We start from the raw sequence: 17,398 nt of genomic DNA on the forward strand, positions 1-17,398 counted from the left end.
ATCATTTCTCTATGATCACTGCTGCTGCAATTAAGGCATTTGCCCATCAGTTGGGGTTCCATCGGGTGGGGATTGTGGATTTGCGCACCTATAATGATGACCATCCTTCTGGCGTGGCTGCCCTACAACGCTGGTTAGCTCAAGGCTTCCAAGGGGAGATGGCGTGGATGGCCAACCCTCGGCGACAGGAGATTCAATCCGTCCTGCCGGGAGCGCGATCGGTGATTTCCGTTGCCCTCAATTACTATCAGCCTGATCCAGAGCCACCCCCCAAGGTGAAAATTGCCCGCTATGCCTGGGGGCGGGATTACCATCGGGTCCTGGGAAAACGCTTGCAAGCCCTAGAGCAATGGCTTCAGGCTCAGGTACCTGAGATGGACTACCGTTGGTATGTCGATACTGGCCCGGTACAGGACAAAATGTGGGCAGAGCAAGCGGGAATTGGTTGGATTGGCAAGCACAGTAATGTGATTTCACGGCAGTATGGCTCGTGGATTCTTTTGGGAGAGTTAATCACCACATTGGAGTTGACGGGCGATCGCCCCCACACCAATCACTGCGGCACCTGTACCCGTTGCTTGGCCGCCTGTCCCACCGGCGCCATTGTTGAACCCTACGTGGTGGATGCCAACCGCTGCATTGCCTACCACACGATCGAAAGCCGTGCCCCCGAACTCCCCCCCGCCATTGCTGCTCATTTAGAAGGTTGGGTTGCCGGCTGTGACATTTGCCAAGAGGTGTGTCCATGGAATCAGCGTTTTGCTCAACCCACGGATGTGGCTGACTTTGCCCCGCGATCGCCCCTCTTGAATACTTCCCCAGAGGAATTGGCCACCCTTAGCGATGCAGCATGGGATGAACTCACCCGTGGTTCTGCCCTACGGCGAATTAAACCAGCCCAATGGCGCCGCAACGCCCAAGCAGTGCTGTCAAGCAATCGGTATGATTAGAAGTGATTCAATGCGGAGGCTCACCTATGGTTCGACGACGCTCCACCCCTTGGATTCATCGTTGGTCACGGTGGTTGATTGGCGGGGTTGCCCTCGCTGGCATGGTGGTGACGGCTTACCTAACGATCGCCAAGCTGACCAACCAAGAGGTTACTTGTCCCACCGATGGCTGTGACATTGTCCTTAATAGTCCTTGGGCAACCGTGTTTGGCATTCCCCTCTCCCTCATTGGGTTTGTCGCCTACACGGGGATGCTGTCGTTGGCGGCGCTGCCCCTGTTGTTGAACCAGCCGCAGCAAAAAGAACTCCGCCGCAATGCTGAAAACACCACTTGGCTTTTGCTCTTTCTGGGGGCAACGGCCATGGCCAGCTTCAGCAGTTATCTAATGTATATCTTGGTTACAGAGATTAAGGCCACTTGTCCCTATTGCATTGCCTCAGCCGTCTTTAGCTTTACATTTTTGATCTTGACGATTATTGGTCGTGAATGGAGCGATCGCGGCCAGCTCTTTTTTAATGGTGTCATTGTTGCTGTGATTACGCTAGTGGGGGTATTTGGCATCTACAACACCCGCATGGCCACGACTGACGGCCCCGGCATCGCCATCGTCAATACCTCAGGTCCGGCGGAAATTGCCCTCGCTCGCCATCTCACCCAAGTGGGAGCAGTCATGTATGGTGCCTATTGGTGTAGCCACTGCCACCATCAAAAGGAACTCTTTGGTAAGCAGGCGGTACGGGAACTCAACTATGTTGAATGTGACCCCAATGGTGCCAATCCCCAAGTGGAACGCTGCCGTGCCAAGGGAATTCAGGGCTATCCCACATGGGAAATTAATGATCAGCTTTACTCCGGCACGCGATCGCTAAGCGAACTCAGTCAACTCAGCCAATACACAGGCCCGATGAACTTCAAGAACCAATAGGCGCAAGGAACGGCAGTGATAGAATGAATCACGCCCGTGGTGCGGTGAGCCTCATCGCAGATGATTAAATCAAAGGGGGGTAGGCCAGCCTCTTGGGTGGCGGTAAAACTTGCACTGAATCGCCCAAAATTCGCCACTGATCCGTTCTTTGGTCACCAAGTCAGTGTCAATGTCACCACTATTGTCCCGCTGCGGATACTCCCACCACAGCCACAGATTGCTAAATAAATCCTGATAGTAGGGGTCGGTGCGAAAGTAAGCCTGCATTAACTGCTCAAAGCGATCGCCCCAGTCCTGTTTTGACTCTGCTGCTGCTCGAAATTCCGCCAAAATATCATTAATCTTAGCTATGAGACTTGTCGCACTGCTAATTTTTTCTAAAATACAGCCCTTTTCTCAAACAGGCGATCATCTCCCCCTAGGAGCTTTCAACGATTGCACGGCGTCACCAACCCCCTCTATCAGCAGGTATAATCTAATGATGTCCTGCCCCTGCGGTTTCACTGACTATGCCCTGCGAGATCAATCACGGTCTGGGTCGCTTTAACTCTAAACGAGATCTCCATGCCGCCCTCGGAATTCCCCTATCGGCAGCACCGGCGGAAATTCGTAAGCGGTATCTCAAAATTGCTAAGACACTGCACCCCGACAGCCGTGATGATGAATCGAGTAAAAAACTGGCCAGTGAGTTGCTCTCAAAATTTGTCAATCCTGCCTATGAGGTGCTGTCCCAAGAAAAAGAGCGGGAAGAATATCAAGTCATTTTGCGCTTACTCGAAAAGCAACTGCTAACGGCCAATATTGTGCCAACGCCCACTTTTGACTTGGCGAAGGAAGTCTTTAATGCTGCCAATGTCGAAGAAGCTTACCAGAAGGCGCTCAATACGCTTGCCCAAGATCAATACAAAGACTTAAACAACGTGCTTAAAATCAGTGAACAAATTAGTGAACTAAATCTCATCTATTTGTGGCGATCGGCAGGGGGCAAAGCAACGGCGACGGCACCAACAGTTTCTACCCCCACTCCTCAGTCAAAACCCACGGACACTCAAGTGATGGCCACCCCTACACCCACAGGGGCCATGCCTGCCGCAGAGGTGCCCAAGACTGACCAATTTACCGAACAATACTTCCGGCGAGCAGAAGAACTCTTTAATAAGGGCATTTATCTAGAAGCCATTAAGGAACTGAAGGACGCCCTCAAGATTGACCCCCGCAGTGCCCGCTGCAATGCCCTATTGGGCAAGGTGTATCTGGAACAAGGCTCCCTGAGCATGGCCAAAATCCACTTTAATCAAGCCTTAAAACTGAATCCCCAAGAGGTCATGGCGCTACAGGGACTAGAAACCATTCAGAAAAAAGAGCGCAAGGCACAGCAGCAGCAAAAAAGTACGGAGCCGCCAAAACCAGAGAAAAAGAAATCCTCCTTCTTTGGTCTTTTTGGGAAAAAGTAACTCACTATGGTGTATCAACCTGCCTGTGGTGCCCGCGATATTCTGCCCCTCGATGTGGCACGACAACGGTGGCTAGAGCAGCGCTTGGAGCGGGTCTTCCAAAGCTGGGGCTATCAAGAAATCATTACCCCGACGATCGAGACGTTGGCCACATTGACGGCAGGGGGGACGGTTCATCCAGAGACGGTCATTCAAGTCCAAGGGAGTGGTGATGAACCCTTGGGATTACGTCCAGAATTAACGGCTTCCATTGCCCGCGCCGCCGTCACCCGTATGGCAGGAATGCAACTGCCCCAAAGGCTCTATTACAAAACCAATGTCTTTCGGCGAACAACAGTGGCGCAGTTGGGGAATCAGCAGGAGTTTTTCCAAGCGGGGGTGGAGCTACTGGGGGCAACGGGTTTAGCAGCAGATGCAGAAATTCTCTGGCTAGTGCAGGAGTGTCTTGGGGCGTTAGCGGTTGAGGAAGTCTATCTCTTGGTGGGGGATGCCCATTTGACACAACAGTTGCTCAGTACCTTCCCAACGGAACTGCAAAAAACCGTACGCCAATGCTTGGCCAATTTAGACCGCGTGAGCTTGCAGGCTCTGCCGGCCCCTTGGCGCGATCGCGCCCTTGCCCTCTTTGATCTACGGGGTAGTCCGAAGGAGGTGGGGGAACGTTTGCAGCAATGGTCAGATGTGGCTGGGGTGGGCGATCGCTTTGAGGAACTTCAGCGATTGTTGGACTTGGTGGCCAAGTCGTTGTCTATTACCCTTGATCTGAGCCTTGTGCAGTCCTTTGACTATTACACAGGGATTATTTTTGAGGTCTTGATTCCCACAGATACTGAACTGCGGTTGGTGGCTCAAGGGGGACGCTATGACCAGTTGCTGAGCATTTACCATCCCGATGGTGCGGCTGTGCCGGGGATTGGTTTTGTCTTTAATGTGGAGGCATTGCTTCAGGCGATCGCGATCCCACCGGCAGCCCTATTAGCTCCCCGCAGCCAATGGTTGGTGGTTCCCCGCACAGCCAACGCCCTAGCAGCCGCTCTGCAACACGCCCAAACGCTGCGCTTGGATGGCTCAACCCGTGTGGAGTTGGCATTGCTGGATCTCCCACCAGAACAAATCCGCGCCTATGCCCGCGATCGCCAGATTCCCTATATTGCTTGGATTGAGAGTGATGCGCCACCGCAGATCGAAGCCCTCAGTGATGGGGCAACCTATTTGCAGATTCAGAGTGTTTAGACCATGCTAACAATCGCTCTGCCCAAAGGCGCCCTGCTGAAAGACAGTATTGCCTACTTCCAACGGGTGGGCTTAAATTTTGAAGCGCTCCTTGAGCCGGGAAATCGCCAGCTCCAAGTGTTGTCTCAAGATGGGCGTGCCCGTGCTCTTTTGGTACGTGCCCAAGACGTTCCTGTTTATGTGCAGTATGGCCAAGCGCAGTTAGGCATTGTTGGCTATGATGTGCTGCGGGAGAAAAATCCCCACGTGGCTAAGCTAGCGGATCTGGGTTTTGGTCAGTGCCGGCTCTCAGTCGCCGTCAAAGCCTCTAGCCCCTACCGCAGTGCCCGCGATTTGCCCCCCCATTGCCGCGTCGCCTCAAAGTTTGTCCGCTGTGCCGATGCCTTTTTCCAACAGTTGGATTTACCCGTGGATATTGTGCCTCTCTATGGTTCGGTGGAACTGGGGCCGATTACAGGGATGGCGGAGGCGATTGTGGATTTGGTGTCAACGGGGCGCACCCTCAAGGAAAATGGCCTTGTGGAGTTAGAGCAAATTTTCACCAGTACTGCCTATTTGATTGCCCATCCCCGCAGTTATCGCCTGAACCTCAGTGGCTTGGGACACTACGTTCCGCAATTAACAGCGGCGATCGCCTGATCTCATTTTTGGCCGTGCACAAACATGGATGGCAAGGGTTCATTGATCGACCCGCGGCAGTTGCCATTGGCGCGATTGAGTTCCTGAATCTTGTGGTGGGCCCGCTGCCATGCTTCAACAAAACGGCTAACGCGAATGGGGTCAATGGGTTGTTCAATCTGACCATTGCGCTTCAGGGAACTGGCAACAATGACGCCGTTGACGTAGGGCACCAACTGCTCCACATTGTCCCACGAGGCTCCACTGCCAATAAAGAGGGGTTGTCCCTTAGCGGCGCTGGCAGCGACGGATAGATCTTCCTCAGTGGGCGGGTGCCCCGTTGCCCAACCGGAGAGGATCACCCCATCGGCGAGTCCCCGCTCAAAGGTATCGCGCACCGCAGTGGCAAGGTTGGGACTGTGGAGGGGCTGAGCATGCTTCACCATGACATCGGCGAAAATTTTGATGTCTTGCCCCAGTTCGCGGCGGTAGCGCAGAAGTTGATGGGCTTGGCCTTCAATAATCCCTTGATCCGTGGCCATTACCCCTGTCAGCACATTGACGCGGATAAATTGTGCCCCGGTACAGGCCGCGATCGCCAAACCACTGAAAGCATCATTGCGCAGCACATTTAAGCCGATGGGGAGGGCCACCAAGTTCTTTAGCCGCTGCACCACAAGGGTCATGGCACTGACAACGGCGGCATCCACCCGATCTTTAGTGAAGGGGGCATCAAAGAAATTCTCGACAATAATCGCATTGGCTCCCCCTGAGGCGAGGGCTGTGGCTTCCTGTTCTGCCCGATCAATAACGGCCTTGAGACTGCCCCCCCAACGGACGGAGGTGGGTAAGGGCAGCAGGTGGACAACACCGATGACTGGCGTTGCAGTGTGAAAGAGAGTCCGGAGATCCACAACGATTTCGGCGATAGGTGAACAGTGCAGGTATAACAGGAGGAGTGACAAGCACTCTACACGTATCAGAATGGCAGAATGCACTGACTTAAGTATATCCCCGTCTGACCCCCCCCTCGTGGCGATCGCCCTCGGAAGTAACCTCGGTGAGCCATTACAGCAACTGCGGGCTGCGGTAAAAGTGTTGGGCCAAAGGCCGGGGATCAATGTTTTAGCCTGCTCGCCGTGGTATTGCACCACGCCCGTAGGACCTCCCCAACCCAATTACTGGAATGGCTGTTTGGTTGCGCGAGTGCAGCTGTCTCCTTGGGCACTGCTGAAAACCCTTCAGGCGATCGAAGTTCAATTTGGCCGCCAACGGCAACAGCACTGGGGCGCCCGCACCCTTGATTTAGATCTGCTGCTGTATGGCGATCGCGTCATTGCCACTCCCGAATTGACCCTGCCCCATCCCCGCTTGGCAGAGCGTCCCTTTGTCCTTGTCCCCCTTGCAGCGATCGCCCCCCACTGGCGACATCCCCTCCTAGGTGAAACCATCCAAACCCTACGGGAGCAAGTTGGCGATCAGGGCATTATTGCCGTTCTCTCTGACGATGCTGGCGAAACCACGTTTGCAACTGCTGCCGACAGGCCGCCGCCTGAACCCCGCTAATCACCTGAATCCGGTGGAACACCGCTGCGCTTTGGGGAAGTTGCAGCACCGAATCAATGGCCCCTGCTTTGGGATCAGTGGTTCCGTAGATGAGGGTATGAATGCGGGCTTGGACAATGGCGCCGGCACACATTGGGCAGGGTTCTAGGGTCACGTAGAGGCGACAGCCCGTTAGGTACCACGTGCCTAGGCGTTGACCCGCGCGGCGTAGGGCAATAATTTCCGCATGGGCAGTGGGGTCATGATCGCGCTGGCGGCGATTTTCGCCCGTGGCAATGAGTTCATTCTCCGCACTGACAATCACCGCGCCCACGGGCACTTCATCGGCGTCTCCTGCCTGTTCTGCGAGGGCGATCGCCTGCTGCATCCAAAAGTCATGGATTGCTGTTTCTGATGAAGGGAGAATCTCTAGCATGGCGATCCCGTTGCCGCAGCGGCTATGGTACTATTTTTTCAGTTCTCTTGCGATCGCTGAATTCTTTTAGGAAAACACCATGATTAATGCTTTGGTTTTGGTTGCTAAACTCCCAGAAGCTTACGCCATTTTTGATCCCCTCGTGGATGTGCTGCCGGTGATCCCAGTGCTCTTTTTGGCCTTGGCCTTTGTTTGGCAAGCTGCGGTTGGTTTTCGTTAAAGACTGTATTCAAGAAAGACAACTGCAATCCAAATGATCCTGTTGCCTTGCCCCGTTGGTTCCAGCGGGGTTCTTCTTGATTAATGGAATTCGCTTCCCCTATGGCAGGTCACAGTAAGTGGGCAAACATTAAACGGCAAAAAGCACGGGTTGATGCCCAAAAGGGCAAGATCTTTGCACGGCTATCGCGGGCAATCATTATTGCGGCACGGCATGGGGGTGGCGATCCTGCCGGCAACTTTCAACTGCGCAGCGCCATTGAGAAGGCTAAAGCCGCAGGGATTCCTAGTGAGAATATCGAGCGAGCGATCGCCAAAGGCACCGGTACCCTTGAAAGTGATGCCCCCTTAGAGGAAATTCGCTATGAAGGCTATGGACCGGGGGGTGTGGCGTTCTTGATCGAAGCCCTCACCGACAATCGCAATCGCACGGCTGCGGATCTACGGGCAGCTTTCAATAAGCAAGGGGGAAACCTTGGCGAAACGGGCTGTGTGAGCTGGATGTTTGAGCAGTGGGGCATTGTTACCGTTGCTGCTCCCAAGGACGAGGGGGCTTTTCTAGAGGCACTCCTAGCAGCTGAGGTAGAAAACTACGAGATGATAGACGGTGTCGCTGAAGTTCGCTGTCCCGTGCCTGCCCTTGAAGCCGTTAGTGAAACCTTAAAAGCGCAGGGCTATACTGTCCTAGACACCGAAAGTCGCTGGGTCTCAATGAATACCGTAGAAATCACCGATGAAGAAACGGCGCGGCGCGTCCTCAAGCTGATGGATGCCCTTGAAAATCTCGACGATATTCAAAGTGTGGCCACAAACGTGACTATGAGGGATGCTCTCATGGAGGCCATGTACGTATAGGCATCCGTAGTTTTACGGGATTTGGGTAAGGATTTCTGCTCTGTTAAGACTCAGAAAATTGAGTGGAAACACGGTAGGCAGCCACAGGCAGCCGTGGGAACATAAAAAGTACGGTTGCAGGAGTGGCACCGAGGCACGTTGTGTGTAACGAGATTGAGGCTCTCCTTAGAGCTTCTCTCGATCAACGTTGATTGCCCGTGTGTTCCCGCCTTGTGTGTTTCCCCTGTCGGCTCGTGTGTGTTCCTTGTGTTCCCTGGGAAGTAATTCTGGGTGGAGTTTAGTCTGTTTCCTGAAGCGCCTGTAGGGGGGCGGCTGCAAAGTAACGACGGCGAAAGTTTTCCTCGGCGATCGCTGACTTAAAAACCTCTAATGCGGCAACGGTGTTGGCAGAGGGCTTCAGTTGGGGTGGCCATTTGCACCTAAACTCTTCTCCCCTCTGAATAACCTTGACTCCCAGTGTCTCCAGCACATTGAGGGCATAGTTCAAGGTGGCCGTTTCAATGCCAAGGTGTTCCCGCAGCCCCTCTCGTTGTAAACATGTTCCCTTTTGACTAGCTTGTTGGCACAGCATCAGGAATTCCTGCCACACTTTTAGAGCGTCCTGCTCTGGGGGGGGAGAGTAGGCCAAAATCAAGGGTTGCTGTTCCCTTTTTGCGCGCTGAATCCATTGGCGCCAGCTTTTCCTTGATGTCGGGCAGGTTTCGATGCGCAGGCCCTTGATGCTTGCCTCATGGGGGCGATCGCGATAATCTACGAGGGACTGAAAAGATGCCGCTTGGATCACATTGGTTGCACTGGGTCGCAGCTCTTGAATGACGGCTGATAGGCACGTTTGCCACTGCTCCAGCTCAATCACCAGATCACAGCGCCCTTTTGGGCAATCCCCTATCTGATGATCCCACCACTTCGCAGGAAAGGTGTGCTGGCGATCGTGGAGTAGCATTGAGACGTATTTCCTTGTGTTCTGATTCTCCCGGTTATTGTTCTCTCTGAGGTCAGTGAGTTCCACATTGCGCACCAACAATCGCGGGTTGGGATGGTAGGTTGAATCGAAGGGGGCAAGCACTTCCAGTTCCCTGAGCAACCGCTCATTGAGTTGATCCAAGGTCACTTCCAAGTCAATCCGCAAGGGTTTCGGTGTCACGATCGCTGTGCCCTCTTTTTGTGCCAAGAATTGGTTGAGGGCGGCTTCCAAAAGGGGAATGTACTCCATCTTTAGCCTGAAGCCTGCTGCATAGGGATGCCCGCCAAATCCCTGAAATAAATGCTGTTGGCTATGGAGTGCCTCATAGAGATCTACAAAGCCATCGGAACGCGCTGAACCTGCTGCCATTCCTGTGGCCGGATCAGTCTGAAGTAAAATTGCCGGACGGCCATAGGTTTTTACGATCTCATTTGCCACTAGCCCCAGAAGACTCAATGGCCAACTGTCATCGGTGAGGAGAATTACCCGCGTTGCCGAGAGATCTAATTGCGCTACTTTGGCATGGGCCATCTTAGCAATCTCTTTTTGGCGTCGCTGCCGTTCTGCATTCACTTTTTCAATGTGCCGTGCCAACTGCCGCGCTTGGCGCCAATCTTGGGTGGTCAAGAGCGTAATCAGCGATCGCACATCCCCTTGGATACGACTTACAGCATTGAGGCGGGGTGCGACAGTAAAACTAATCTCCCGTTGCCGAGCCGTGCCTTTGGACGCCCCCTTCAAAAGGACAGCAATACCGGGTCGCAGAGTTTGACTCTTGCCGAGTTGTTCCAAGCCGCGCTGGGCAAGGTAGCGGCACTCATCCCTCAGTTCGACTAAATCAGCAATCAGGCCAATAGCCACCAGATCAAGGAGATTTTCGAGGGCATACCCTTGCGTTTTCTCTGGCCATTGGGCATAAACCGCTTCCAAAAACTTGTAAGCAACGCCAACCCCGGATAAATGACATAGGGGATGATTCCAAGGCAACTGCCGCGGATTGATCAGCGCCACAGCCCCCAAGGGAGCGGGTTCAAGGGTGTGGTGATCAGTAACAATCACATCCATCCCCAACTGACGGGCAAAGGCAATTTCAGCAGCGTTGGTGCAACCCGTATCACAGGTAATGATCAAGGAGACCCCTCTTTGGTGCAGGTGTTCAAGGCCATGGCGTGAAAGACCATGGGAGTCTTGCTGGCGATTGGGAATATAAAAGTCCAGCAATTGGCATCCCAGCAGGGGCTTTAGCCCTTCCCAGAGAACGGCGGTTGCCGTCACGCCATCGGTATCAAAATCTCCCCAAATGGCAACCTTTTCCTGAGTGTCTAAGGCCTGCTGCAAACGGGCTAGGGCAGATGGCATTTCTGGAAACTCCAAGGGAGACGCAGGCTGGTAGCGTCGCCAATCTAAAAAAGCCGGCACTTGCTGATTAAGATCACGATAGCCTCGCTGCCAAAGTAACTGGGCAGTGATTGCGCCCGCATCGGGGTGCAGCATTTTGACTTGCTCAATAAAGTCTGGGGGAGCAGGGTGAGTAGAACAGGATTGCCAAGGGCGCTGCATTGACGGTCAGTTCCTAGGGAAGGGTAGCAAAGATATTCTTTAGACTATCCCTTGATCATAGCGATCGCCCCTTGGGGTCAGAGAGGCTTCCAAAAATTCCTGCCGATCTCTAGCACTGAAAATTGGGGAAGGCTACAATCAGGACAGCCATTGGGGATATCGAGAACGTGAATCATACGTTTTTAGTTGATGGGGGGCGGTGGCTGCTCAAGGGAACGTGGTTAGAGGCCAATCAGGAACCCATTGCCGTGACGGGAAGGATTTTAGTCTCCTACGGCCAAGATGACTGGTTTTCCATGGCCGCCAAGATCACGTTTCCTGATCAAGTGAAGCCAGAATTAATTTTGCAGTCGCGGGGAAAGTTGGAACTAGATGAGCAGGTGTTTACCTATGTGCTCCAACACAGCCTCTTTGGTCGGCTGGAGGGGGAGGGGTGGATCACACCCCATGCAATTGTGCAACACTTTATTCTGTTGGGCGATGCCAGCCGCTGTACGGGTTTCGAGCACTACTGGCAACTGGACGCCAATCACTACACACTCCTCAGCGGGATTCACAACAGCCATAAGCTCAAACATTTGCTAGAGGCAACCCTCGAGCGGGTTTAGTGGGGGCTAGGGGTGCGCTGGCAGTGGCGAGTGTATGAGGAACCCCTTCGGGAACCCTTGGCAACGGCGCAGGGGGTCTGGCGATCGCGCTCAGGAATTTATCTACGCCTCGAAGATGAACAAGGCCACGTGGGCTACGGTGAAATTGCCCCCCTTCCCGGCTGGGGCAGCGAAACCCTCAGCGCTGATATTGCTCTGTGCCAGCAACTGCCCACCCACCTTAGCCCAGAGGTTATTGCTGCAATTCCTGAGGACTTACCTGCCGCCCAGTTTGGTTTTGCCACCGCTTGGCAGAGTGTGGGGCAATTGCCCTATGCGATTCGCCCTTGGCCGATCTGCGCACTTTTAGGGAGTGGTCGAGCCGCCCTTGAGCAGTGGCAGCAGCCTTGGCAGCGGGGACAAACCACATTCAAGTGGAAAGTGGGTGTGACTTCCCCAGAAAGGGAACAAGGCATCCTCAGGGAGTTACTGGCAGCACTGCCTCAGGGAGCAAAATTACGCCTTGATGCCAATGGTGGTTGGGATGTGGTAACCGCAGCGCGCTGGTTGACGTGGCTCGATCGCCATGGGAACGGCAAAATCGAGTATGTGGAGCAACCCCTGCCCCCCAACCAATGGCAAGCCCTACTCGCCCTTTCTCAGACGGTGACAACGGCGATCGCCCTTGATGAAAGTGTGGTCAGTGCAACGGAATTGCAGCGTTGGTTAGATCGCGGCTGGCCGGGACTCTTTGTGATTAAGCCGGCCCTCTTTGGTTCTCCAGAACGCCTGAGCCTCTTATTTCGTCAAGGTTTAGAACCGCAGCGGCTGGTTTTTTCCTCTGCCCTTGAAGGGGCGATCGCCCGTATGGCAATTTTTCATCTCTTTGAAACATGGCAGCCCTGTCATGCCCTCGGTTTTGGCGTCGAACGCTGGCGATCGGCTCCCCTACTGACTGCCCTTGCAGATTACGCAGCGACATGGGATTACCTTGACAATTATGGTAAAAATCACTATAAGTAAAACATCCTTTACATGACAGAGCCATGACCGGTTTGAGCTTGGCCGCCAGTGATTACAGTTTGCTGACGGATCTCTATCAACTGACGATGGCGGCCACCTATGCGGGCGAAGATTTGGCTTGGACACCCGCCAGTTTTGAACTCAGTGTACGGCGACTACCCCGCGGATATACGTATTTGGTGGCCATGGGGTTGGCTCAGGTGCTGGAGTACTTGCAGCAGGTGCGGTTTACTCCCCAGCAAATTGATTACTTGAAAAGTCTAGCGGTTTTTGAGCGAGCACCCGCCGCGTTCTGGGACTTGTTGAGCCACAGTGAGTTCCGGGGGGATGTTTGGGCAGTTCCCGAAGGGACGGTGGTGTTTGCCCAGGAACCCCTGCTGCGGATTGAGGCCCCCCTCTGGCAAGCCCAGTGGTTAGAAACCTGTCTGCTCAACATTGTGAATTACCAGACCTTGGTGGCTACCCGCGCTTCACGGCTGCGACAGTTGGTGGGAGAAGAGGTAGATCTGCTGGAATTTGGCACGCGCCGTGCCTTTAGTCCTCAGGCTTCCCTCTGGGCAGCACGCTCAGCCCTCGCAGCCGGATTTACGGCCACGTCCAATGTGCTGGCGGCACAGCAGTTGGGGGTTTCCCCCACAGGCACGATGGCACACTCCCTTGTGATGGCGATCGCCACCCTCGCGGGTACAGAACAGGATGCCTTTACGGTTTTCTTGCGCTACTACCCTGAAGGAACGCTGTTGGTCGATACCTATGACACCCTCGCCGCCGTTGCCACCCTCGCCGATCGCCAAGCGGCCGGGGAAATTATCGTCAAGGCCGTGCGCATTGATTCAGGGGATCTCCTAAGCCTCTCCCAGAAAATTCGCCAGCTCTTGCCCCAAACAAAAATCATTGCCAGTGGGGATCTCGATGAAGGGGAAATTCGCCGCCTGCGAGCAGCCGGTGCCTGTATTGATGCCTATGGCATTGGCACTAAGCTGGTAACGGGGGATCCTGTCAACGGCGTCTATAAACTCGTGGAAATTAGTGGTCAAGGAGTCATGAAGACCTCCAGTGGCAAAATGACGTTACCGGGACGCAAGCAAATTTATCGCCGTCCCAGTGGGGATTGCCTTGCCTTGGCCAGCGAGGAAAATGTCTGGGGCAAACCGCTCCTCGAACTGGTCATGCAGGAGGGGCGCCCCCTTTTTCCCCCCGAGTCCTTGACGACAATTCGCGATCGCCACCGTGCCAGTTTGGCAGAATTGCCAGATACGCTCCTAGAGGTGACTCAGCCAGTGGTCTATTCCCCTGCCCTTGAAGCCCTGATTCAACAGTTGCGACAGCATCCATGACCATTGCCCTCTTTGGTACCAGTGCCGATCCGCCCACTGCCGCCCATGGGGACATTCTCCAGTGGTTGAGCGATCGCTATGACCGCGTTTTGGTGTGGGCAGCCGATAATCCCTTCAAAGGGCAGCAAACCCCCCTGCCCTATCGCCAAGCCATGCTCAATCTCCTAGTGCGCAGCCTCAACCGCCCCAATGTCGAACATCGCCCCGAACTCAGCCACCCCTACACCATCCATTCCGTGGAGCAGGTGAAGCAGCAGTGGCCGAATGACCCCCTCACCCTTGTGGTGGGCAGTGATGTTCTCGCTAAACTGCCCCAATGGTATCAGGCGGAGAAACTTCTGGCTCAAGTGAAGCTCTTGGTCTTGCAGCGTCCGGGTGTTGTCATTGACCCCAAGGACTGGCAAGCCGTGCGGCAACTGTGTCCCCAAGTAGAATTGGCTAACTATCGCGGGCCAGCGGTCTCCTCCACCACCTATCGGCAACAGCGGGATGAACAACAACTCCTGCCGGCGATCGCCCAGTATATTCAGCAGCAAGGACTCTACTCGCAGTCATGACGGTCTCTTCTGTGCCCCTTGCGGAATTTGTTGTCGGCGTGGACAACGTCATTTTCTCCGTAGATACGGATCAAAATCGCCTCCTTGTACTGCTGGTTCAGCGACAACAATCGCCGTTTGCGGGCTATTGGAGCCTTCCCGGCACCCTCGTGCGGCAGGGGGAATCCCTTGAAGCCGCTGCCTATCGCACCCTTGCCGAAAAAATTCGCGTCAGTAACCTCTACTTAGAGCAGCTGTACACCTTTGGCGAACCGGGGCGGGATCCGCGCGAGAGCACCTATGGTAAGCGCTATCTCTCAGTGAGTTACTTTGCTTTGGTGCGCTTTGCCGATGCGGAACTGATTGCCGCCGGCGACTGTCCCGTGCAGTGGTTTGCCCTGAATGCCTGTCCTGAACTGGCCTTTGATCACAGTAAAATCTTGGCCTATGGTCACCGCCGCCTCTGCAATAAGCTGGAGTACAGCCCCGTCGCTTTTGATGTGCTGCCGGAGTATTTCACCCTCAATGATCTCTATCAGTTCTACAGCACAGTCTTGGGGGCCAACTTTTCTGACTACTCCAATTTCCGCTCACGGCTCCTCAAACTCGGCATTTTGCAGGATACGCACCAAAAAGTGATCCGCGGGGCGGGTCGACCGGCAACGCTCTACCGCTTTGATCGCGAGGCCTTCGCGCCCCTTAAGGATAAGCCCCTAGTTTTTGTCTAACCCTTTGAGGAACTCCTATGGCTGTGCATCTGTGGATTGCTCAACTGAACCCCACCGTCGGTAGTCTCAAGGCCAATGCCCAAGCGATCCTCACCGCAGTCCAGCAGCTCCGCAGCCAGCACCCTGTGGATCTGGTCATCACCTCTGAGCTGGCCCTGTGTGGCTACCCCCCCAAGGATCTACTGCTGAACCGCTATTTTGTTGAGGCGATCCAAGCGGAACTCCAGCATCTGGCCGCCACTTTACCTGCTGAGGTTGCGGTACTCGTGGGCACCGTCTTGCCGAATCCTGCCGCTGGCATCAAGGGCGAAAAGCCCCTCTACAATGGTGCAGCCCTCCTCAAGGGGGGACAGGTACAACAGGTCTTTGCCAAGCAGTTATTGCCCACCTATGATGTCTTTGATGAATGCCGTTATTTTGCTCCCGGCAGCACTGAGAATCTCTTTACCTTGACGACAGCCACTGACCAGATCAAAATTGGCGTCACCATTTGCGAAGACCTTTGGAACAATGAGCAGTTTTGGGGACAGCGATACTACGAGCGCAATCCCGTTGCTGAATTGGTGGCTCAAGGGGCTGATCTGATTGTGAATCTCTCGGCATCACCCTACTGTGTGGGGAAACCGAAATTACGCCAAGCGCTGATTGAACATACGGCTCGGCAGTATGGCTGCCCCTTGATCTATGCCAATCAGGTGGGGGGCAATGATGACTTGATTTTTGATGGCAGCAGTTTAGCGGTGAATCGTCAGGGTCAGATCGTTAGCCAAGCCAAGGGGTTTCGTGAGGACTACCTAGCCGTGCACTGGGAAGGGGGAGACTTACAACCGCAGACGATCGCCCCTGCAGCCACGAGTGAGCCAGAGGAAATTTGGCAAGCCTTGGTGCTAGGGGTGCGGGATTACGCCCGTAAATGTGGCTTTCAACAAGTGGTCATTGGCCTCAGTGGGGGGATTGATTCCGCCTTGGTGGCGACGATCGCGACGGCAGCCTTGGGCAGCCAACAGGTGCTGGGGGTCTTGATGCCCTCTCCCTACAGTTCCGATCACTCGATCACCGATGCCAAGGCGTTGGCGACGAATCTAGGGATTGCCACGCAGGTTTTACCCATTGCGCCGCTGATGCAAACCTACAGCGAGGTACTGGCGCCCCTATTTGCTGGAACCCCCAGTGGGGTGGCGGAGGAAAATATCCAAGCCCGCATTCGGGGCACGCTGCTGATGGCGATCGCCAACAAGTTTGGTCACCTGCTTATTTCCACGGGTAATAAATCTGAACTGGCAGTGGGCTACTGCACCCTCTACGGCGATATGAGTGGTGGCCTTGCGGCGATTGCCGATGTCCCCAAAACCCGTGTCTATGAACTCTGCCATTGGCTGAATCAGCAGGCGGCTCAGGGACAGCCGATTCCCGATTTGGCGATCGCCAGCTCCGTTGTCATTCCCCCCCACATTCTCACCAAAGCCCCTAGTGCTGAACTCAAACCCGGCCAAACGGATCAGGATAGCCTACCGCCCTATGACATTCTCGATGGCATTTTGGCGCGGATGATCGATCGCCACCAGTCAGATCAGGAAATTGCCGCTGCGGGATACGACCTAGACCTCGTGCAACGGGTGCGCCGCATGGTTCAACGGGCGGAATTTAAACGCCAGCAGGCGGCACCGGGCTTAAAGATTACTGACCGCGCCTTTGGTTCCGGTTGGCGGATGCCGATCGCAGCCCAGTGGTAGGCTGAGGGTAGCACTCAAAGCGGGGCGCAAGAGGATGGTAGTGGGTTTGATTGGCATCGCTATCGCGATAGTTATTTTTTGTCTTGTTCTTTTGTTTGTCAATCCGCAGCCCAATCCGGCGATCGCGAACCCCCTCAAGGAGGTGTTACTTCCCTTGGGTTTTCAGTTTCTTGATACCGTCGATCCACTCCTGCCAGACATTAAAGCCACGCTCCGCGCCACTGCCTATGAAGGTGTCCTTGAGCAAGCCTATCGCCGAGGCGTTGATGATCTTGTTCTCTGCGGGGTAGCTGATAGTGACAACAATCATCTAGTGGCAATGATTGCCCAGCCCTTTCCCAGTGAGCCGTGGATTTTGCTACATCTGCCCAGTGCCAAAGGCATGATTGGCTCCATGGTGCGCAAGATGTTTGATGTGGCGCTGTCGCGATGTCACTTTGTTAGAGTTGAGCCTGAAGTCCTCGGAGTCCCTAGTACCCAATTTGAACTCTACACCCAAACCCGCGCCGCCCTGCCCACCTTTGAGGCCAAATTGATCAATGTGCTGCCCCACTGCGGCAATCTGATCCTGCGCTCCAGTGGTCAGAAACTCCTGATTGAGCGACTGTCGTTGACCCGTCAGGAACCTTGGGAGGAGGAAATTTGGCAACTGGTACGGACAACCACCCTGATCCAAAACGCTCTATAAACCCGC

Annotated in this window: 19 protein-coding genes; 15 read left to right on the top strand and 4 right to left on the bottom strand. The window is 54.5% G+C overall.

Annotation, left to right across the window (positions count from 1 at the left end):
* The first annotated feature begins 11 nt into the window (after nucleotides 1–11).
* Both queG and NBE99_RS09975 read left to right on the top strand, forming a co-directional pair.
* Complete coding sequence (gene queG, locus NBE99_RS09970; protein WP_250681933.1) at nucleotides 12–950, top strand: tRNA epoxyqueuosine(34) reductase QueG; 939 nt, start codon at nucleotides 12–14, stop codon at nucleotides 948–950.
* A gap of 26 nt (nucleotides 951–976) precedes the next feature.
* Entirely contained in the window at nucleotides 977–1,876 is a 900-nt protein-coding gene (locus tag NBE99_RS09975; RefSeq protein ID WP_250681934.1) for a vitamin K epoxide reductase family protein, read from the top strand.
* A gap of 69 nt (nucleotides 1,877–1,945) precedes the next feature.
* Here NBE99_RS09975 and NBE99_RS09980 read toward each other — a convergent pair whose 3' ends face one another.
* A complete protein-coding gene (locus NBE99_RS09980; protein WP_250681935.1) occupies nucleotides 1,946–2,206 on the bottom strand; it encodes a hypothetical protein in 261 nt (86 codons plus the stop codon).
* A gap of 179 nt (nucleotides 2,207–2,385) precedes the next feature.
* Between NBE99_RS09980 and NBE99_RS09985 the strand changes: the two genes are divergently transcribed.
* The 3 genes from NBE99_RS09985 to hisG are packed head-to-tail and all read left to right on the top strand — an operon-like array spanning nucleotide 2,386 to nucleotide 5,202.
* Entirely contained in the window at nucleotides 2,386–3,330 is a 945-nt protein-coding gene (locus NBE99_RS09985; protein ID WP_250681936.1) for a DnaJ domain-containing protein, read from the top strand.
* Nucleotides 3,331–3,336: 6 nt separating this feature from the next.
* Nucleotides 3,337–4,563, top strand: a complete 1,227-nt coding sequence (locus NBE99_RS09990; protein ID WP_250681937.1) for an ATP phosphoribosyltransferase regulatory subunit — start codon at nucleotides 3,337–3,339, stop codon at nucleotides 4,561–4,563.
* A gap of 3 nt (nucleotides 4,564–4,566) precedes the next feature.
* Nucleotides 4,567–5,202 (top strand): ATP phosphoribosyltransferase, encoded by a 636-nt coding sequence (gene hisG / locus NBE99_RS09995; protein ID WP_250681938.1) that lies wholly within the window; start codon nucleotides 4,567–4,569, stop codon nucleotides 5,200–5,202.
* 2 nt (nucleotides 5,203–5,204) lie between these two features.
* Here hisG and btpA read toward each other — a convergent pair whose 3' ends face one another.
* Nucleotides 5,205–6,095 carry a photosystem I biogenesis protein BtpA gene (gene btpA / locus NBE99_RS10000; RefSeq protein WP_250681939.1) on the bottom strand — a complete coding sequence of 297 codons (891 nt, stop codon included), beginning with the start codon at nucleotides 6,093–6,095 and terminating at the stop codon, nucleotides 5,205–5,207.
* Nucleotides 6,096–6,165: 70 nt separating this feature from the next.
* Between btpA and folK the strand changes: the two genes are divergently transcribed.
* On the top strand, nucleotides 6,166–6,747 hold the full coding sequence (gene folK, locus NBE99_RS10005) for a 2-amino-4-hydroxy-6-hydroxymethyldihydropteridine diphosphokinase (RefSeq protein WP_250681940.1): 582 nt from the start codon (nucleotides 6,166–6,168) through the stop codon (nucleotides 6,745–6,747).
* On the opposite strand, the gene tadA is transcribed toward folK, so the two are convergent.
* Entirely contained in the window at nucleotides 6,668–7,162 is a 495-nt protein-coding gene (gene tadA, locus NBE99_RS10010) for a tRNA adenosine(34) deaminase TadA (RefSeq protein WP_250681941.1), read from the bottom strand. The two genes, folK and tadA, sit on opposite strands and share 80 nt — an antisense overlap.
* A 79-nt stretch (nucleotides 7,163–7,241) precedes the next feature.
* Between tadA and NBE99_RS10015 the strand changes: the two genes are divergently transcribed.
* Entirely contained in the window at nucleotides 7,242–7,382 is a 141-nt protein-coding gene (locus NBE99_RS10015) for a photosystem II reaction center protein K (protein ID WP_399370463.1), read from the top strand.
* Between the two features lie 101 nt (nucleotides 7,383–7,483).
* On the top strand, nucleotides 7,484–8,236 hold the full coding sequence (locus tag NBE99_RS10020; RefSeq protein WP_250681942.1) for a YebC/PmpR family DNA-binding transcriptional regulator: 753 nt from the start codon (nucleotides 7,484–7,486) through the stop codon (nucleotides 8,234–8,236).
* Nucleotides 8,237–8,513: 277 nt separating this feature from the next.
* On the opposite strand, the gene recJ is transcribed toward NBE99_RS10020, so the two are convergent.
* On the bottom strand, nucleotides 8,514–10,760 hold the full coding sequence (gene recJ / locus NBE99_RS10025) for a single-stranded-DNA-specific exonuclease RecJ (RefSeq protein ID WP_250681943.1): 2,247 nt from the start codon (nucleotides 10,758–10,760) through the stop codon (nucleotides 8,514–8,516).
* Between the two features lie 167 nt (nucleotides 10,761–10,927).
* On the opposite strand from recJ, the gene NBE99_RS10030 reads away from it, so the two are divergent.
* From NBE99_RS10030 to NBE99_RS10060, 7 genes are read left to right on the top strand one after another with little or no spacing between them, the layout of a single operon-like run.
* A complete protein-coding gene (locus NBE99_RS10030; RefSeq protein WP_250681944.1) occupies nucleotides 10,928–11,368 on the top strand; it encodes a hypothetical protein in 441 nt (146 codons plus the stop codon).
* Nucleotides 11,369–11,380: 12 nt separating this feature from the next.
* A complete protein-coding gene (locus NBE99_RS10035) occupies nucleotides 11,381–12,370 on the top strand; it encodes an o-succinylbenzoate synthase (protein ID WP_250681945.1) in 990 nt (329 codons plus the stop codon).
* 23 nt (nucleotides 12,371–12,393) lie between these two features.
* Nucleotides 12,394–13,707, top strand: coding sequence for a nicotinate phosphoribosyltransferase (locus tag NBE99_RS10040; RefSeq protein ID WP_250681946.1), 1,314 nt, complete (start codon nucleotides 12,394–12,396; stop codon nucleotides 13,705–13,707).
* Nucleotides 13,704–14,264, top strand: a complete 561-nt coding sequence (locus NBE99_RS10045) for a nicotinate-nucleotide adenylyltransferase (protein ID WP_250681947.1) — start codon at nucleotides 13,704–13,706, stop codon at nucleotides 14,262–14,264. Before NBE99_RS10040 ends, NBE99_RS10045 begins: the two co-directional genes overlap by 4 nt.
* The gene (locus NBE99_RS10050; protein ID WP_250681948.1) at nucleotides 14,261–14,971 is read left to right on the top strand and encodes an NrtR DNA-binding winged helix domain-containing protein; all 711 of its coding nucleotides are present in this window, start codon (nucleotides 14,261–14,263) and stop codon (nucleotides 14,969–14,971) included. Before NBE99_RS10045 ends, NBE99_RS10050 begins: the two co-directional genes overlap by 4 nt.
* A gap of 17 nt (nucleotides 14,972–14,988) precedes the next feature.
* Nucleotides 14,989–16,704, top strand: coding sequence for an NAD+ synthase (locus NBE99_RS10055; RefSeq protein WP_250681949.1), 1,716 nt, complete (start codon nucleotides 14,989–14,991; stop codon nucleotides 16,702–16,704).
* Between the two features lie 34 nt (nucleotides 16,705–16,738).
* Nucleotides 16,739–17,392 (top strand): hypothetical protein, encoded by a 654-nt coding sequence (locus NBE99_RS10060; protein ID WP_250681950.1) that lies wholly within the window; start codon nucleotides 16,739–16,741, stop codon nucleotides 17,390–17,392.
* The last annotated feature ends 6 nt before the right edge of the window (nucleotides 17,393–17,398 follow it).

Source organism: Thermosynechococcus sp. HN-54 (assembly GCF_023650955.1).
In the GTDB taxonomy this organism is placed as follows: Bacteria; Cyanobacteriota; Cyanobacteriia; order Thermosynechococcales; family Thermosynechococcaceae; genus Thermosynechococcus.

Excerpts from the sequence above, each read along its gene's own strand:
- queG (WP_250681933.1), top strand. The coding sequence starts at position 12 with ATGATCACTGCTGCTGCAATTAAGGCATTTGCCCATCAGTTGGGGTTC.
- NBE99_RS09975 (WP_250681934.1), top strand. The coding sequence starts at position 977 with ATGGTTCGACGACGCTCCACCCCTTGGATTCATCGTTGGTCACGGTGG.
- NBE99_RS09985 (WP_250681936.1), top strand. The coding sequence starts at position 2,386 with ATGCCCTGCGAGATCAATCACGGTCTGGGTCGCTTTAACTCTAAACGA.
- NBE99_RS09990 (WP_250681937.1), top strand. The coding sequence starts at position 3,337 with ATGGTGTATCAACCTGCCTGTGGTGCCCGCGATATTCTGCCCCTCGAT.
- hisG (WP_250681938.1), top strand. The coding sequence starts at position 4,567 with ATGCTAACAATCGCTCTGCCCAAAGGCGCCCTGCTGAAAGACAGTATT.
- folK (WP_250681940.1), top strand. The coding sequence starts at position 6,166 with ATGGCAGAATGCACTGACTTAAGTATATCCCCGTCTGACCCCCCCCTC.
- tadA (WP_250681941.1), bottom strand. The coding sequence starts at position 7,162 with ATGCTAGAGATTCTCCCTTCATCAGAAACAGCAATCCATGACTTTTGG.
- NBE99_RS10015 (WP_399370463.1), top strand. The coding sequence starts at position 7,242 with ATGATTAATGCTTTGGTTTTGGTTGCTAAACTCCCAGAAGCTTACGCC.
- NBE99_RS10020 (WP_250681942.1), top strand. The coding sequence starts at position 7,484 with ATGGCAGGTCACAGTAAGTGGGCAAACATTAAACGGCAAAAAGCACGG.
- recJ (WP_250681943.1), bottom strand. The coding sequence starts at position 10,760 with ATGCAGCGCCCTTGGCAATCCTGTTCTACTCACCCTGCTCCCCCAGAC.
- NBE99_RS10040 (WP_250681946.1), top strand. The coding sequence starts at position 12,394 with ATGACCGGTTTGAGCTTGGCCGCCAGTGATTACAGTTTGCTGACGGAT.
- NBE99_RS10045 (WP_250681947.1), top strand. The coding sequence starts at position 13,704 with ATGACCATTGCCCTCTTTGGTACCAGTGCCGATCCGCCCACTGCCGCC.
- NBE99_RS10050 (WP_250681948.1), top strand. The coding sequence starts at position 14,261 with ATGACGGTCTCTTCTGTGCCCCTTGCGGAATTTGTTGTCGGCGTGGAC.
- NBE99_RS10055 (WP_250681949.1), top strand. The coding sequence starts at position 14,989 with ATGGCTGTGCATCTGTGGATTGCTCAACTGAACCCCACCGTCGGTAGT.
- NBE99_RS10060 (WP_250681950.1), top strand. The coding sequence starts at position 16,739 with ATGGTAGTGGGTTTGATTGGCATCGCTATCGCGATAGTTATTTTTTGT.